Origin of the sequence: Cohnella cellulosilytica, from assembly GCF_042431195.1 — a bacterium.
GTDB lineage: Bacteria > Bacillota > Bacilli > Paenibacillales > Paenibacillaceae > Cohnella > Cohnella cellulosilytica.
On the sequence record NZ_JBHMDN010000016.1, the window covers coordinates 40,723 to 56,640 of the forward strand.

The window sequence follows — 15,918 nt, forward strand, 5'->3', positions numbered from 1 at the left end:
TTTTAAAAGGAACGGGAGGAATGGACATGAAGGCGGCATTGATCTACGATCCGAAAATCCCGTTCGACGGGAAGAGGCCCGGGGCGGACGATCTGGAGCGGCTGGGCGCAAGCTTCCGGCTTCTCGATCTTGAGCATTTTGCCGAATACGGCCCGGAAAGCTTCGACGTAATCGTTAATCTTCACGGGCGGTATATTCCCCGAAGCATGTGGACCTTTCTCGAAAGACAGTTGGCGTCCGGGGCGGGGTACGTTCATGTCGGAGGAGGCACGCCGCTCTCGGTTCCCGTGGAGCGGGAAGGCGGCTTCGATCCGGTGAACGAACAGACCGCGTACCATGAAAAGCTGAATATCTGCCATGCGCTGAGGATTCCGAAGGAACGCTACGACTCTCTGGCCGGCAATCCGGATCTGCCTCTGCTCGAAGGGTTCGAGGAGCTGTTCGAGCCGGCGGACACGGTCGGGCTGATCGTGCGGTTCACGCATCACGACGACATTCCGGAGGAGAACGGGAGCAGCGGTCCGATGGACGCGAACCTGTATCCGCTGCTGCGCGGTTATTCCGGGGACGGCCGGCACGTCGCCTCCCCGATTGTGATGATCGAGAATACGAAGGGCGAGTTTGCCGGCGGACGCTGGATCTTCATCAATATGGAGACAAGCTCCCGCTTCTGGAGCGGAGGCGCGGCGCTGCTGGAGAAGGCGGCCATCTATGCGGCGGAGGGCGTGCAGGAGGTTATCGTGCGCCCCAACTACGCCAGCTATTTTCCCGGGGAGCGTCCCGAGCTGATCGTGCATCTCCAGAGCTTCCGCAAGGAGCTGCCGAATGCGCGAATGAAGCTCGAGCTTACCCGCGAAGGAGAGCCGGTGTGGGCAGGGGAGCTGGAGATTCCGCTGGGCCCCGAGCCGCTCTATCGCAACGTATCCCTGCCGATTGAGGTAAGCGCCGGTCTCTACGCCATAGCTGCCCGGATCGAAGGCGGGGACATCGTCCGAACGCTGCGCAGCGGCTTCTGGGGCTACGACTGCGAGCTGCTTGCAAGCGGCCCCGAGCTCTCTGCCGGGCGGGATTACTTCCTGTTGGACGGCAAGCCGGCTCCGATCGTCGGCATGACCTACATGCAGTCGGACGTTCACCGCAAATTTCTGTATTTGCCGAACGCTTATTTGTGGGACCGCGACATCGCGGAGATGGCGGGCGCGGGCATCAATATGATACGCACCGGCGTCTGGACCGGCGTGCGGACGATCGCCTTTAACGACGGCGTTGTCAGCGAGGAATTTCTGCGCATGATGGACGGCATGTTCCTGACCGCGGCCCGCCACCGGGTGGCGATCGTGTTCAATTTCTTTGCCTTCTCTCCGGACGCGTGGGAGGGGCGGAATCCCTACCTCGACCCTCGCAGCCTGATGGCGCAGAAGCGGTTCGTCAGCAGCGTCGTCAGCCGGCACGCGAACAGCCGCGGCGTCTCGTGGGATCTGATCAACGAGCCGTCGCTCAGCACGATCCGCACCCAGTGGCGTCCCGCTCCCAACGGCGACCCGCACGAGCGCCGGGAGTGGTCGCGCTGGCTGCGCGAGAAGCACGGCGGGGATATCGCCTCGCTGCAATCGGCCTGGAACTGCACACCCGCCGAGCTTCCGGATTTCGCGGACGCCGCTCTGCCGACGGCGGAGGATATGGACGCCGGGGTCACCTACTCCGGTCTGCGCAAGCCGATGAAGACGATGGATTACATCCTGTTCACGCAGGAGGTCATGAACCGCTGGATTCGCGAGATGACGAAGACGATCCGCGCGGCCGGCTCGCCGCAGCCCGTCACCGTCGGGCAGGACGAGGCGCTCCGCGGCAAGCGGCCGTCGCCGTTCTTCTTCGCGCAGGAGGTGGACTACACGACCAACCATTCCTGGTGGCTGAACGACGACTTGTACTGGGACGGCGTCTTCAGCAAGGAGCGGGACAAGCCGTGCCTGATCCAGGAGACCGGCATCATGTACGTGCAGACGGCGGACGGCAAGGCGCGCCGCAATATGGAGGAGCTGCGCAATATGCTGGAGCGCAAGTACGCGCTCGCCTTTGCCGCGAACAACGCCGGGGCCGTGCAGTGGATCTGGAACATCAACGTCTATATGACTTCCATGAACGAAGTCAATATCGGGGCGGTGCTGCCCGACGGAAGCCACAAGCCGGAGGCGGACGTCTCTTACGATTTCGGCCGCTTTATGCGCGAGGCGGGACCGTGGTTCGAGGAGCGGAGGGAAGAGGAGATCGCGGTAATTTATCCGTACTCCAACAACTTCTCGGTGCGCGACTATGCCGGGCCGGCCACCAAGACGGCCGCCCGCATATTGGGTTACCGGCTCCATCTGCCCTTCAGGGCTTACGGCGAATACCACCTGGAGAAGCTGCATGGCAGCAAGCTGCTTATTCTGCCGTGCGCAGCCTCGCTCTCCGAGCGGGCGTGGGAGCGGCTCATGCGGCAGACGGCGGAAGAAGGAAGCACCCTGCTGCTGACCGGCGTCTTCAGCCGGGACGAATACTATCGGACGGTCGGCAGCCGCGCGGCAGCGCTGGGGCTGCGGACGGAGATCCGCGCGACCCGGCGGGAGGAGACGCTCGATCTGAACGGGACGGCGCTGCCGGTATCGTTCGGCGGCGACCAGTACGAATGGGTCGACAAGGAGTCCGTCGCCGGGCAAGATGCCGACAAGGTGCGGGTCGTCCCCTGCGGCAAGGGCAAGATCGTCTGGTCGCCGCTCCCGGCGGAGCTGAACCGCAACGACGACACGGTCGCCGCTCTGTATCGTTACGCGGCGGAGGAGGCCGGAGTCCGCGCGCCGCTCGAGCTTGAAGAGGGGGACGGCTGCGGCGTGCTGCTCAAGAAGCTGCCATTCAAACGGGCGAATCTGTATATTGTCGTCTCGGAATGCGGGTATGATCAGACCGTTGTGCTGTCCGATCGCGAGAATGGCAGCCGGTATCGTCTCGCGCTCCCGGCCGATCGGATCGCGATGTTCCTTGCCGAAGACGACGGCAGGGTGCTGTGCAGCTACCGCGACCGGACTCCGGAGCGGCTGCAGCGGATAGCGGATTAGGCGGACGATTTTACGATCTTGTTTACATGAAGCGGTTTTGCTTACATTCATATTACATTATTAAGCGGAGTGCGTTATACTTGTCACAGTGAAACACAGACCAATGGAAAGCGGGAAACGACTGTGACAAAAGTAACGCAGCAGGATATCGCGAATGCGCTTAATATTTCCCGAATCACCGTATCCAAGGCGTTAAACGGGGGCAGCGGCGTACGGGAGGAGAGTCGGCGGCACATTCTGGCCAAGGCGCAGGAGATGGGCTACCAGCTTCCGGCCAAAGTGCAGGAGGCGCTGGGCGAGTCGTCCAACGCTCCGTCCGCCCGCAAGCTGATCAGCCTGTTCACGCTGAGCGGCGGCAACACCGGTTCCTTCTGGAGCAAGGTGGTCGACGGAATGGTGAACGTTCTTGTGTCGCAGGGATACGATATGAACATTTGCTTCTTGGAGCTGAAGGAGCATGAGACGGTTGTGCTCCCGGGCAACTTCCTCCCGGATCTGACGGACGGGATCGTCACGCTGGGCAACTTCGAGCGGGGGCATATCGAGAAGATCAAGGAGCTCGGCTTGCCGGTCGTGTCGGTCGATACGGTAACCGATGCCAACGAATACCGCTTGATGGTCGATACGATCATGCTGTGCAACGAGCAGCCGATTACCGAGATCGCTTCCCGACTGATCAGGGACGGTCACCGGAAGATCGGTTATGTCGGAGAGAAGCACACCTGCCGGAGCTTCCGGGAGCGCTGGCTCGGCTTTCGCCGCGCGATGGAGAAAGCGGAGCTTCCGATCGATCTGGCGTACTGCTTCATAAGCGAAGGTTCCCGCAGCCTGACGGCGGAAGCGATCGTGGAAGGCATCCGGAAGATGGAAGTGTATCCGACAGCCTTTGTGTGCGCCAACGATTTTGCGGCGGTGAATGTCATCCAGGCGCTCCGGGAAAAAGGGCTCCGCGTGCCCGACGACATCGCCGTCAGCGGCTTCGACAACGTCTCGGAGGCGCAGCTGCTGGATATTACGAGCGTCGACAGCTTCAAAACCGAGCTCGGGATGCGCGCCGCCGAAGAGATCATCTGGCGGATCGGCCATCCGGAGCGGCCGTACGAAATGATTCGGACGCCTACCAGAGTCGTCTATCGAGGCTCGACCAATTGGACTAACAAAGAGAGCGAGGACATCACATGAATATATTTGTAACCGGCGGTACCGGATTCATCGGCTCCTATGTTGTGAACGACCTGCTTAAGCTGGGCCATCGGGTGAATATTCTGGCCAGAAATCCGCGGAAGGTGAGCGGCTTCCTCGGCAGCGAGGCGATCTCGTTCACCGAAGGAACGCTGACCGATCGCGAGGCGATACGACGCGGGCTTGAAGGCTGCGACGCCGTCATCCATATCGCGCTCGGCTGGGGCGATACGGCCGTCGATATGATGGGGGCGGACACGCTGCCTTCCCTGTATATTTTCGAGACGGCCGCATCGCTCGGCATCCGCAACATGATCTATACCTCCTCGATCGCGGCTTACGGAGAGGCGAGGGACGTCTTCGACGAGCATACGAGCACGCGCCCGACCGATTTCTACGGAGCGACGAAGGCGGCCACCGAAAATTTCTTTCTCGCCATGGCCCAAGTATACGGCATCCGCTGCAACGTTATCCGGCCCGGCTATACGTTCGGCAATCCCGTCGTGGACGGCGCCTCTATCTATACCGATATGAAAATCCGCAACTTTGTCAGAGCGGCCAAGGCGGGCGAGCCGATTCATCTGATCCGGGACGACGGCACCCAGTTCATCTGGGCGGGCGATCTCGCCAAAATCTATACCGCCGTGCTCGGCTCGGACCACAATCGCCAGCTGTTCACCGGCGTCAGCACGGAATTTACGACCTGGGCGGACGTCGCCCGAATCGCTGTCGACTACGTCGGCTCAAGCAGCGAGATCGTGCTGGAGGACAAAGGGCGCGACCCGCGGAAGGGGCGCAACGACGTCTCGCAGATCGAGAAGGAATTCGGCTTCAAATTCGTTACGGGCGAGAGGATGCGCGAGCACGTCGCGTATTTGGCGGATGTGGTCGAGGCTTAGAAAGCCGCCAATCTCGACGAGGGCGTCACGTTAGCTTCGGCCGACCCGGTACTGCCGGGGAGTTACGCCCTGATGCCGCTTAAACATATGATGAAAATGCGACTCGTCGCCGAATCCGCACTGCGCCGCGATGGACGAGACGGCAAGATCGGGTCGGCGCAGGAGCAAATCCTTCGCTTTCTCCATGCGATAACGAATAATAAATTGGCGGAGCGAATAGCCGGTCGCGGCTTTGAAGCGGGCGAACAGCTGCGAGCGGGACAGATGGAATCGCTCGCATAAATCCTCCGCTTCCAGCGGCTCCGAGCCGTGCTCGCCGATATACCGAAGTATTCGCCGAATGACGGGCTCGGAGGCGGCGTCGTATTCCGCCTCCGGTCTCTCCGTCATCCCCCCGCGCGCCAGCGCGATAAACAGACGAATCAGCCACATCTGCGCCGATAAGCCGAAGAAGTTCTCGCGCCGGCTCAGCTCTCCGGCCAGGGCGCTCAGTGCGGCTTCGGCTTCGGCTTCGGCGAGCGCTGCCGGCGGCAAATGCCAGTGCGCCGACGGCGCGCCGGGCGGCGCGACTTGCGCCAGGCATTCGGCAAATTGGGGGACTCTCTCCGTCAGCTCTTCCACGTACTCCTGCCGGATCGCCAGCACGTACCGCTCCAGCGGAGCGCGGGCCGGCATCATCGGCACGTGCAGAACGTGCGGCCGAATGACCGTCAGCGTACCGATCTCCAGCGGATACACCCGATCGCCCACCCAATAGGACCCCGAGCCGCGCAGGCAGAAATACAATTCGAATCCGTCGTGCGCATGCATCTGCTGGTGGGGCAGCGCCGTTCTCCACGAACAATGCAAAGGATAGCTCCGCAGCATGCGGTTGGTGTCGCTGTCAATCGCAAGTCCCGCCGGCTCGGCATCCGCAGCTGCGACCGATCCAGCGCCGCTTGCCGTGAGGCCGCATCGTGCCGAATGCTCTGTGTTCATGCGGGCGGCTCCTTCGTTTCATTTTCCCCATTGTAACTTTTGCCTGAGCAGACGTAAAGCGGGACGATTCCCCAGTTTTTATCGGAATAATGCCTATCTTCTGAAGGTTCGTATCGACTATAGTGGTAGCGAACGAACGATGCTATTGCCGATGGAGGAGAGATGGGCATGAACGTGCAGGAGAGCGCTTCGCGCGTATACGAGTATATGCGCAAAGAGGGAGCGGACAGCTGGGGACTGAATTTGAACGCGTGGGATTGGGTGCCGGGCGTCGGCGTTGCAGCCATTGCGGATTACGGGACGAAAGCGCGGAGACGGGACGTTCTCGACTTCCTGCAGCAATGGGAGGAGAACAACCGGGAGAAGTCGGAGACCTTAAAAACGATCAATTCGATTGCGCCTTTTGCGATTTATGCGCAGCTGCACCGGCATACCGGGGATTCGTATTATCGGGAAGCGTCGCTTCGCATTGCCGAGTGGCTGCGAAGCGAGGCGCCGAGGACGCGAGAGGGCGCATTGGAGCATACGGTGACGGAGAAGAACGCGGTGTTTACCGAGCAGGTATGGGCGGACACGGTATTCATGGCCGTGCTGTTTCTGGCGCGAACGGCCCGGCTGACCGGGCAGGAAGCCTATGCCGCGGAGGCGGTCGAACAAACCTTGCTTCATCTGCGTCTGCTGCAGGACGGCGAGACGGGCGTTCTGTTCCACGGCTGGAACTGCATGGCCGGAAATCACATGTCGGCGGCGCGCTGGACGAGGGCCAACGCCTGGATCGCCGTAGGCGTGCCGGAGATTTTAGCGGAAGTGAACGGCTTGACCGAGATCCCGGAGGAGCTTCGGGAGCGATACTCGCGCATGATGGAGGCGATCGTCCGCCGCCAGAACGACGACGGGCTGTGGAGCACGGTCATGGACCGGCCGGATTTCTACCGCGAGACGTCCGGCAGCTGCGGGATCGCTTGCGGAATCGTGCGCGGCGTTCGCGACGGGCTGCTGGAACGCGCGCTTCTCCCGGCCGCCGACCGGACGTTGGAAGCGGCGCTCGAACGGATTGCCGACACCGGCGAGGTGCTCGGCGTCTCCAGCGGAACGCCGGTGATGGAAACGATCGAGGCCTATAACCGCATCCGGTGCGAACCGACGCTTTACGGCCAAGGGTTAGCGCTTATGCTTCTGAGCGATTATTTGGAATAGCCGCATCCCCCCGGACGGACGGGGTGCATCAGATCAGCCTTCTGCCGCCTGGGGGATGGGCAAGCCCCTTCTACAAAGTCACCTGAGCCACGTCCATCAGCGTGCCGACCTTCCGCAGCAGGGAAGCGTTATGTCCGACGGAAATGGCGCAATGATGGGTGGGGGCTTCGGCGAACCATTTTTCCATATACAAGTCGGGATGCTCGCGGAATTTGACCGGCGTTTGCGTATTGCCGATGGCCATAATGGTTCCGTTGGTCGATTCGCCTTCGCTGATAATCAGCTTGAGGTTGCCGTCGCCGGTCTGGGTGACGTTCAGCGTCGTAATCGGCCCGGATTTTACCTTCGCTTCCACCGAAACGCCGGTGCCCTGCTTGCCGTGGAACAGCCCCATTCCCCGTAAAATCGGCTTGCCGTTCGAGATCGCGATATGGAAGGGGCCGTCGTGGCCGAGCAGAATCGTTTCGTCTACGTAATCGACGACGACAATTTCGGAGAAGCTGCCCCCGGTTCCGAGCAGATCGCAAATTTTCATCGCAATCGCCGTCTTCAAGTCGCCTTCGCCGGAGCAGGGGATGCCTTGCGCCGTCAGCAGCGAGTGCCCGACGATAAACCCGCCCTGGAGCTTCTCGTATTCTCCGCCCGGAGCGCCGTGATAATAATACGTCAAGGCGTCCAGCTCGTACTCGCGCACGAGCTTCTCCTGCGCCGCGGCGACCCGGCAGGACCAATCCAGCTGCTCCTCCGACGGTTTTCTGGCGATCGGGTCGGAGGGGGAATCGCCGCTGATCTCGAACATGGCGCGGACTTCCTCCAGCTTTCTTTTCACGTCGTCCGGGGTGACGTCCCTCAGCATCCGATCCAGATCGCACATTTCCAGCACTTCGACGTGCAGCCCGGTCTGCGCCTGCACCATGGCAAAATCGCTGTACATATCCAGCATGCCGCTGTACGTGTTGCCCAGAAAACCGAACCGGGCATGGCGCAGGTTGCGGGGAACGGACGCGGCGCGAATCCACTCTTCGATCTCCCGCCAAGCGCGAACCGCTTCCTTGCGGTCCTTGGTTATCTCGTTCGTCAGCGAAATGGAGGGGGTATAGTCCAGGCCGAGCAAGCCGTTTACGACGCGAAACGGAATGCGCGCCCGGTTAAACGCGTTGGAGATTTCCGGAACCGGACACGCCCCGCAATGCGCGAGCCACTCTCCCGTCGTCGATTGCGCGTAATTGATCCTTTCGGTCGGCTGCAGGTTCAGCACGACAACGGGCGCTTTGCAAATTTGATGGACCGGCAGCACGGACGCGCTTGTCGCATAGGTGGCGGAATGGCAGAAGATCAAATCGACGTTTTTTTCGTTAAACCATTCCCCTGCGCGCCTCCCCTTCGTTTCCTCGTCAACCAGTCCGAAGTTGAACACCTCTCCGTAGGCGGACATTTGTTTTTCCAGGAACGCTCCGTATTCGATCAATCGCTCCCGGAGTCCGGGGAACTGATTCCAATAAGCGGCCAGGCCGATCGAGTACAGGCCGATTCTCGCCTTTTTCGCCGGTTTGAGGGGGGACAGTATCGTCATGATTACACGCTCCATAGCTCAAAATAATAACATTTTAAGCCTATTGTAAGCGCTTGAACGTCTAAAAACATCCAAGGAAGATGGGCAAAAATATCAGTTTCTTGAGTGGGCTGCTGCGACCGGGACAACGGGGATGTTTCGGGCGACTCGGTTCGGACGACCCGGGCGTTTAGTTCAGGGAGTGCCATTTTTTGCGGAAGGCCAGCGGCGTCGTTTCGACCCTGCTCTTGAACAAATTGATGAAATGACTGACATTCTCGATCCCGATGTTGGCGGCGATCTCTTCCACCGGAACGTTGGAATACTTCAGCCATTCTTTCGCTTTGTTGATCCGCAGGTTGATGACGTATTCGTTCGGAGTCTCTCCCATATATTTCTTGAACGTCTTGGCGAGATGGAATTTGTTAAGCGCAAACTGCTCGGCCAGCTGCTCCAGACGAATTTTCTCCGTGTAATGCTTGTCCAGAAAGTCGACGATCGGCGCGATAAAATGGGGCAAAATGTCGGTGTCCGCTTGCGGCTGGCTGGCGGTCAGCAGCAATTCCGTCAACAGCGAGACCAACAGCCGGGAGCCGAGCAGCTCCGTCCCGAAATCCTTCTGTTGATGAAGCCGGATCAGCTGCCCGAGCGTGTCGGGAATCGGCGAGGCCGCATCCAGCGTAAGGATCGGGTTCGAGCTTTTGGCGAATTGCTCGTAGTATCCGCGGCTCGTCCCTCCGTAGAAATGAACCCAGACCAGCTCCCACAGGTTATGCCGGTCCGTCGTATAGTAATGATGCTCCATGCAGTCGATGAAGAATAATTGGCCGGGCCCCAGCGTATAGGTGCGATTCCGGTATTTCAAGGTTCCGCTCCCGGCCGCCGTATAGACGACCAAATAAGAATTCAGATGCTCCCGTTCCGTAAAATATCCGGGCAGCGTCTGGAAATGGCCGACCTCCTGCACGTAGAAAAAAGCCGATCTGGCGGTTTTGCTCGGCGTCGCAATGAGGCGCACGGACGATTCCGTCCAGAGGGAAGCAAAATTTTCGCTGAATGAGGTCATCTTATAACATCTCCGTCAAGATACTAGGATTTTCTCTCAACTTCCTGTGATGCGTTTTGGAATTAAACCGGATACACTTGAGTTGTCATACTATTATTTCATAATCGGCAAACAGGTGTAAAGTTGCCTTCCCGGCCTCGATCAAAGGCTGTCGGGAGAAAATAAAGCGATTACGCGATGCGGAGGATGACGGAGATGAGCGAACGGAAAGAGATGGATTGGCGCGGCAAGTTTGTCGAGCCGACTTCGGAATATCGCCCGGCCCCTTTGTGGGTATGGAACGATGAGATGGAGCCCGAGTCTATTCGCCTTCAATTGCAGAAAATGGCGGACAAAGGCTACGGCGGCGCGTTCGTGCATCCGAGGCCGGGCTTGATTACGCCGTACTTGTCCGAGGAGTGGTTCATCTTGTGGGGGATTGCTTTGGAGGAGGCGGAGCGTCTCGGCCTGAAGCTGTACATTTACGACGAGAATTCGTATCCTTCCGGATTTGCCGGCGGACATGTGCCTTCGGAGCTGCCGGATTGTCTGGCCAATTGCGTCCTGTTCAAGGAATACAAGCTCGAGGAGCTGGATCGGCTCACGCGAGTGCCTTCCGCCATGCTGAACCGTCCCGGCAAGCCGATCCGCGCTTTCGCGATGCGCCGCAACGCGGAGACATGGGAGATCGCCGAGGACGTCACGCTGCTGCCCGCCGCGGAGTGGACGAGCCGCGGGGAAAGCTTCTGGGTGTTCGAGCTGGGCACGCCGGAGACGAACAACTGGCTCGGCGGCTTTGCCTATACGGACCTGCTGCGTCCGGAGGTGACCGAGCATTTCCTGCGGACGACGCACGAACAGTATCGAAGCCGGTTCGGCGACCGGTTCGGAACGTCGATTCCCGCTCTGTTCACGGACGAGCCGGAAATATCGCCGGGCAACCTGTTCCAGGAGGGCGCCGATTTCCTTCCGTTCAGCTACTGGTTCGCCTCCGAATTCGCCAAGCGGAACGGCTACGATCTGCTCGATTATTTGCCGTTCCTGTTCCGCGATGCCGTGAGCGCGAACCCGGAGAGGGACGCGGCCCGGGTGCGGTACGATTTCTACGCCACGATTCATCAGCTGTGGACGGATAATTCGGTGCGTCCGATTTCCGAGTGGTGCGAGCGGAACGGGATCGCCTATACCGGCCATTACCTGGAGCACAACTGGCCTCATCCGTTCCATCGGAGCTCTCCGGCCGTCATGTCCATGTACGAGTACATGCATTGGCCGGCGATCGACATGCTCCTGACTCATATGTTTCGCGATAACGCTCCGGCCGGCGATCTCATGGCCGAGACGAGCCATCTGGCGATCGGAATCCGGGAGGTTCACAGCGCGGCCAACCAATTCGACCGCCCTCGCGTGCTGTGCGAAGCGTTCGGCGCGGGAGGCTGGGACGCTTCGTTCGAGGATTTCAAGCGAATTGGAGATTGGCTGTATGCCAACGGAATCAACTTCCTGAATCCGCATTTGACGTATTCGACGATTGTCGGCGCGCGCAAGCGGGACCACCCGCAATCGTTCGATTGGCGGCAGCCTTGGTGGGACGAGCTGCGCGGCCTGAACGATTATTTCTCGCGGCTATCCTTCGCGCTGTCGGAGGGCAAGACGTACAACCGGATTCTCGTGCTTAACCCGACAACGTCGTCTTTCCTGTTCACTCCGGGCGATCTGGAGAATAACGAAAGCTATAAGCTCGGCATCGTTCAAACCCGGGAGCTGGCCCAGCGCTTAATCGACGCGGGCTGGGATTACGACTGGTGCGACGAATATATTATGGCGCGGCACGGCTCGGTATCGGGGGAGAAAATTCAGGTCGCGAACCGGGCATACGACGTCGTAATCGTGCCGCCCGGCATGCTGAACGCAAAGAGCGAGACGGTGGAGCTGCTGCGCGGATTTATGGCCGGCGGCGGCAGGGTGATCGCCTGGAACGACGGGCTGAGCAGGAAGGAAGGGCGAAGCTGGCAGGCGTCCGAGCTAACGGGCATGCAGGGTTGGATCTCCGTCGACGGCTTCGCGCAGACGGACTCCGCCTTGCGGGAGACGCTTCGTCCGCGATCCGTCTGGCGGTCCGGCATCCGGGAGCGAGCCGGAGTGACACAGCTGCTGCGCGAGATGGACGATGGGAGCACGTTTTATTTTATCGTCAACAGCTTTGCGCAGCGGGTCGAGGACACGTTGATCGTTCCAGGACGTTACGGAGAAATCTGGGACCCGCTTACCGGCTCGGTGACTTCGCTTCCGGAGGAGGGGGTCGCTATCCCGTCGGCTCAGAGCGGTTCCGGTTCGGTGGAGGGGGTTATCCCGGTGGCTCGGGATGGTTCCGATTCGGCGGCTTCGTTAGCGGGAGCGGAGCAGGGGCAGCTTGCGATCCCGGTTTCGCTGGCCGGTTCCGGTTCGCTGCTCATCCGCGTGTATCCGGAGAAAATCGCCAATGCTTCAGCCGACGTTGACGGCATGCATGCGTCGGGAGACGCAAACGTGGCAAGAACCCGTCTTCCGGCGGAACCATCGGTCGTCACGCCCGAGCAGCCGAACATTTTCCCTATCTCCTACTGCGATCTTACTTTGGGAGAGAAAACCTATTCGGGACTGTACACGACGCAAGCGAACCGCTTCGCCTTTGAGTATCACGGCTTTTCGATGAACCCTTGGGACAACGGGGTGCAGTTCAAGCGCCGGCTGCTCGACCGGGAGTCGTCGTTCGACGAGCGGACGGGGTTCGCGGTGCAGTATCGTTTTCGCGTAGCCGGGGGAGGGATACCCGAGCAGCTCGAGCTGATGGTCGAGCGTCCGGAGCTGTACGATATTCGCGTCAACGGGATTGCCGTCGAACTGCGTCCGGGCACCTGCTGGCTGGACCACCATATGGGGCAAGCATCGATTCGCGAAGCCGTCCGGGAGGGAGAGAATGTGATTCGGCTCGAGGCGAAGCCGTTCTCGATCTTCATGGAGATTGAGGCCGTGTATTTGACGGGCGACTTTTCCGTAACGGATAACGAAGGCGAGTGGGTCGTCGGCAAGCCCGAGCGCGGGCTCGCGGTGGGCGCGTGGAAGGAGCAGGGCTATCCGTTTTACGGTTCGGCGTTTGTGTACAGCAAGCGGGTAAACGTTCCGGCCGCCGCCCGCGAGATCAGGGTTGCGTTGCCCGATTGGAGAGGTACAATCGCGAGCGTTCAAGTGAACGGCAAGGATGCCGGAATGATCGGCCTCGACCACGACAACAGCCTGGACATTACGCCATATGCGCAGCCTGGAGCAACCGCCGAAGTCACCGTCCGCGTCTCCGGCTCGTTCAAAAACTTGATGGGCCCGCATTTCGACCCGTCGAAGCCCCGCAATACCGCCTGGCCCGGCAACTGGAAAAGATCGCCGATGTACGGCCCTCCTCCGGCCCGGGAGTTCGACCTGATCGACTACGGCTTGTTCGCGGACTTCGTTGTGGAAGTGTTGGAGTAAATACTGGGAGTAACACTCTGCGAGTAAAACAAAACGAGTAAATCACTACGAGTAAAACACTACGAGTAAAACACTGTGCAAGGAAACACACGAGGGGATGTCCCGTACGTCATGCAACACATGGCTGAGGGGTATCCCCTGTTTTTTGTGCTCACGTAACGTGTGCTGGGGTATGGAAACCTGTCATGTCTCTCCATAAACCTCCACTTGGCTTGCGATGTTCTAAGAAACCTGCTATCGTCCGGCGAAAAACCTCCAAATGTCCCACGATGTTCTAAGAAACCTGCTATCGTCCCGCAAAAACTCTCCAAATGTCCCGCGGTGTTCTAAGAAACCTGCTATCGTCCGGCGAAAAACCTCCAAATGTCCCGCGATGTTCTAAGAAACCTGTTAACGTCCCGCGAAAACTCTCCAAATGTCCCGCGATGCTCTAAGAAACCTGCTATCGTCCGGCGAAAAACCTCCATATGGCTCGCGATGTTCTAAGAAACCTGCTATCGTCCCGCAAAAACTCGCCAAATGGCTGGCGATGTTCCAAGAAACCTGCTAATCCCCGCCCGCTCTCCTCCAAAATCAACAATTCAGCACCTCCCCCATGCCACGTAACGATGCGACATCGACTAAGCAACCCACATCACTCAATTTTTCGCATACATGAACTAAATTCTTAATCAAACATGTTCAAAGCGATAAAACGGCAAGATATAATCGAATAGTAGAGGTGAGGTTCTTCACTGCGAAATATGCGACAGGAGATAGAGGGGGTGGCAGCGTGAAAATGGTTAAGTCCGCTTACCGGGCTCTGGATGTGCTTGAGCTGCTGGCGGAGGCGCCGGGGGGCTATACGTTTACGGAAATTTTGCAGCGGCTCGAGCTTGCGAAGAGTACCGGATTCGAGCTGCTGAAGACGCTCGTCAATCGCAAATATATTCAATTCGATCCGGGGACGAAGCGGTACTCCTTGGGGACCCGGATTATTACGCTGGGGATGCAGCGTCTGCAAACCTCGGCGGAGATGAAGGCGGCCATCCGTTGGGCGGAGCGGTTGGACGAAGCCGTCGAGCAGGCGGTTTCCGTCCAGGTCGGCGTGCCGGCGGGGGACCATGTCGTCGTTGCGTTCGCGATCGACCGCAGGCCGAATCCGGAAAGAGACAGCCGCCCCTTGCTCGGCGCCCGGTTCCCGCTAAGCACTTCGGCGTTAGGCAAAGCTTGCTTAAGCGGAAGCACCGAACAGGAGATTCGCCAGATTTGGCTTCATAACGAGCAGGCGAACAGCCCGCTTGGCCGATCTTTTCTCCATTGGAAGGAGCTCTATTGGGAGCTTAAGGAGGTTCGGACGCTGGGCATTGCATTCGAAGCCGACGAGACACAGGGGCTGTACCGCCTTGCGGTTCCGGTCAGAAACGTCCTTGGCGAGATCGCAGCCGCCGTCGCGATCGAGCTGAAGATGCAGACGGACGAGGCGGAGCTTCGCAACGCTTTCCGGTCCGTATTCAATCAGATCGGTCCGGCGAACGGCGCACCGCAGCCGACGCAAGATCGGCGTCTTGTGTTCGTCTCGCTGCCGAACTTCCATTCCCAGAAAGCGCTCGCCTATTTGCAGACGTTCGAGCGGGAGTTCGAGCCGCCGATGCTTGCGGTAACCGCGCACGATTTGGAATGGAAGCAGCAGCTGTATCTCGACTGGGTTCTCGACAGGCTGCAGCCGTCTTGCGCGATTTTGTCGCCGGTGAACGCGGCTTCCTCGGATTCGCTGTTTCGCGAGGCGCGGGAGAAGAACGTTCCGGCCATTTGTTTCCAGCGTCCCTCCCGCAGCCGTTTCGTCGATTATTTCGTGGGCGGGGACGGTTACGAGCAGGGGGTCATGCAGATGGAGTATGCGGCCAAGCGGTTGAAGGGACGAGGGAAAGTGCTGCTGCTCGAAGGCGATCCGTATAACGATAACGCCCGCAACATGTCGATGGGGCATCAAGCGGTGCTTCGAAAATACGAGGATCGCATGAAGGCGGAGTTTATTTCCGTTCCGCTGTGGAGCAAGGAAGAGACGAAGCAGATCGTCGCGGAGCTTGCGGCTGCCGGGACAACGTTCGATGCGATCATCGCCGGCACCGATCTGATGGCGGAAGGCGTCGTCGAGGAACTGGTCAAGATCAAGCAGGCGGGAAAAGTTTTCGTGGTAGGCGGAGACGGCGATCTCTCGGCGATTCGTTTGATTAAGGCGAGGCAGCAGCATGCGACGGTGTACCAGCGGCCGGATGAAGCGGCGGCTGCGGCCGTTCGCGTCGCCAACCTCCTTATGGCGGGAACGCAGCCGGACGAGATGGAGAGAAGGCCGCTGATCCGGGATTTTCCCGGGAAGGAAGTGTGGATCCGTCCGATCCCGTACAAGCTTTACGATGCGACGAATTTGGCCGAATTGGAGCAGCGCTGGGCGGAAAATGAACGATACTTCCAATAAGCAAG

Annotated in this window: 9 protein-coding genes; 6 read left to right on the forward strand and 3 right to left on the reverse strand. The window is 59.5% G+C overall.

Annotated features, from left to right (window positions below):
* The first annotated feature begins 26 nt into the window (after positions 1–26).
* The 3 genes from ACFFT4_RS12220 to ACFFT4_RS12230 all read left to right on the forward strand — a co-directional run bounded on the left by ACFFT4_RS12220 (position 27) and on the right by ACFFT4_RS12230 (position 5,176).
* The gene (locus ACFFT4_RS12220; RefSeq protein WP_378047981.1) at positions 27–3,095 is read left to right on the forward strand and encodes a beta-galactosidase; all 3,069 of its coding nucleotides are present in this window, start codon (positions 27–29) and stop codon (positions 3,093–3,095) included.
* 123 nt (positions 3,096–3,218) lie between these two features.
* Positions 3,219–4,277 (forward strand): LacI family DNA-binding transcriptional regulator, encoded by a 1,059-nt coding sequence (locus tag ACFFT4_RS12225; RefSeq protein ID WP_378047982.1) that lies wholly within the window; start codon positions 3,219–3,221, stop codon positions 4,275–4,277.
* Complete coding sequence (locus tag ACFFT4_RS12230; protein ID WP_378047984.1) at positions 4,274–5,176, forward strand: NAD-dependent epimerase/dehydratase family protein; 903 nt, start codon at positions 4,274–4,276, stop codon at positions 5,174–5,176. Before ACFFT4_RS12225 ends, ACFFT4_RS12230 begins: the two co-directional genes overlap by 4 nt.
* 30 nt (positions 5,177–5,206) lie before the next feature.
* On the opposite strand, the gene ACFFT4_RS12235 is transcribed toward ACFFT4_RS12230, so the two are convergent.
* Complete coding sequence (locus ACFFT4_RS12235) at positions 5,207–6,154, reverse strand: helix-turn-helix domain-containing protein (protein WP_378047986.1); 948 nt, start codon at positions 6,152–6,154, stop codon at positions 5,207–5,209.
* 168 nt (positions 6,155–6,322) lie between these two features.
* Between ACFFT4_RS12235 and ACFFT4_RS12240 the strand changes: the two genes are divergently transcribed.
* The gene (locus ACFFT4_RS12240) at positions 6,323–7,351 is read left to right on the forward strand and encodes a glycoside hydrolase family 88/105 protein (protein WP_378047988.1); all 1,029 of its coding nucleotides are present in this window, start codon (positions 6,323–6,325) and stop codon (positions 7,349–7,351) included.
* A 70-nt stretch (positions 7,352–7,421) separates the two neighbouring features.
* Here ACFFT4_RS12240 and ACFFT4_RS12245 read toward each other — a convergent pair whose 3' ends face one another.
* Both ACFFT4_RS12245 and ACFFT4_RS12250 read right to left on the reverse strand, forming a co-directional pair.
* Positions 7,422–8,924: an L-arabinose isomerase family protein gene (locus ACFFT4_RS12245; protein WP_378047990.1), complete on the reverse strand. Its 1,503-nt coding sequence runs from the start codon at positions 8,922–8,924 to the stop codon at positions 7,422–7,424.
* 169 nt (positions 8,925–9,093) lie between these two features.
* Positions 9,094–9,969 (reverse strand): AraC family transcriptional regulator, encoded by an 876-nt coding sequence (locus tag ACFFT4_RS12250; RefSeq protein ID WP_378047991.1) that lies wholly within the window; start codon positions 9,967–9,969, stop codon positions 9,094–9,096.
* Between the two features lie 195 nt (positions 9,970–10,164).
* Between ACFFT4_RS12250 and ACFFT4_RS12255 the strand changes: the two genes are divergently transcribed.
* Both ACFFT4_RS12255 and ACFFT4_RS12260 read left to right on the forward strand, forming a co-directional pair.
* Positions 10,165–13,455, forward strand: a complete 3,291-nt coding sequence (locus tag ACFFT4_RS12255; RefSeq protein WP_378047993.1) for a glycosyl hydrolase — start codon at positions 10,165–10,167, stop codon at positions 13,453–13,455.
* A gap of 778 nt (positions 13,456–14,233) precedes the next feature.
* Entirely contained in the window at positions 14,234–15,913 is a 1,680-nt protein-coding gene (locus ACFFT4_RS12260; RefSeq protein ID WP_378048427.1) for a substrate-binding domain-containing protein, read from the forward strand.
* Positions 15,914–15,918 lie beyond the last annotated feature (5 nt).

Excerpts from the sequence above, each read along its gene's own strand:
- ACFFT4_RS12220 (WP_378047981.1), top strand. The coding sequence starts at position 27 with ATGAAGGCGGCATTGATCTACGATCCGAAAATCCCGTTCGACGGGAAG.
- ACFFT4_RS12230 (WP_378047984.1), top strand. The coding sequence starts at position 4,274 with ATGAATATATTTGTAACCGGCGGTACCGGATTCATCGGCTCCTATGTT.
- ACFFT4_RS12235 (WP_378047986.1), bottom strand. The coding sequence starts at position 6,154 with ATGAACACAGAGCATTCGGCACGATGCGGCCTCACGGCAAGCGGCGCT.
- ACFFT4_RS12240 (WP_378047988.1), top strand. The coding sequence starts at position 6,323 with ATGAACGTGCAGGAGAGCGCTTCGCGCGTATACGAGTATATGCGCAAA.
- ACFFT4_RS12245 (WP_378047990.1), bottom strand. The coding sequence starts at position 8,924 with ATGACGATACTGTCCCCCCTCAAACCGGCGAAAAAGGCGAGAATCGGC.
- ACFFT4_RS12250 (WP_378047991.1), bottom strand. The coding sequence starts at position 9,969 with ATGACCTCATTCAGCGAAAATTTTGCTTCCCTCTGGACGGAATCGTCC.
- ACFFT4_RS12255 (WP_378047993.1), top strand. The coding sequence starts at position 10,165 with ATGAGCGAACGGAAAGAGATGGATTGGCGCGGCAAGTTTGTCGAGCCG.
- ACFFT4_RS12260 (WP_378048427.1), top strand. The coding sequence starts at position 14,234 with ATGGTTAAGTCCGCTTACCGGGCTCTGGATGTGCTTGAGCTGCTGGCG.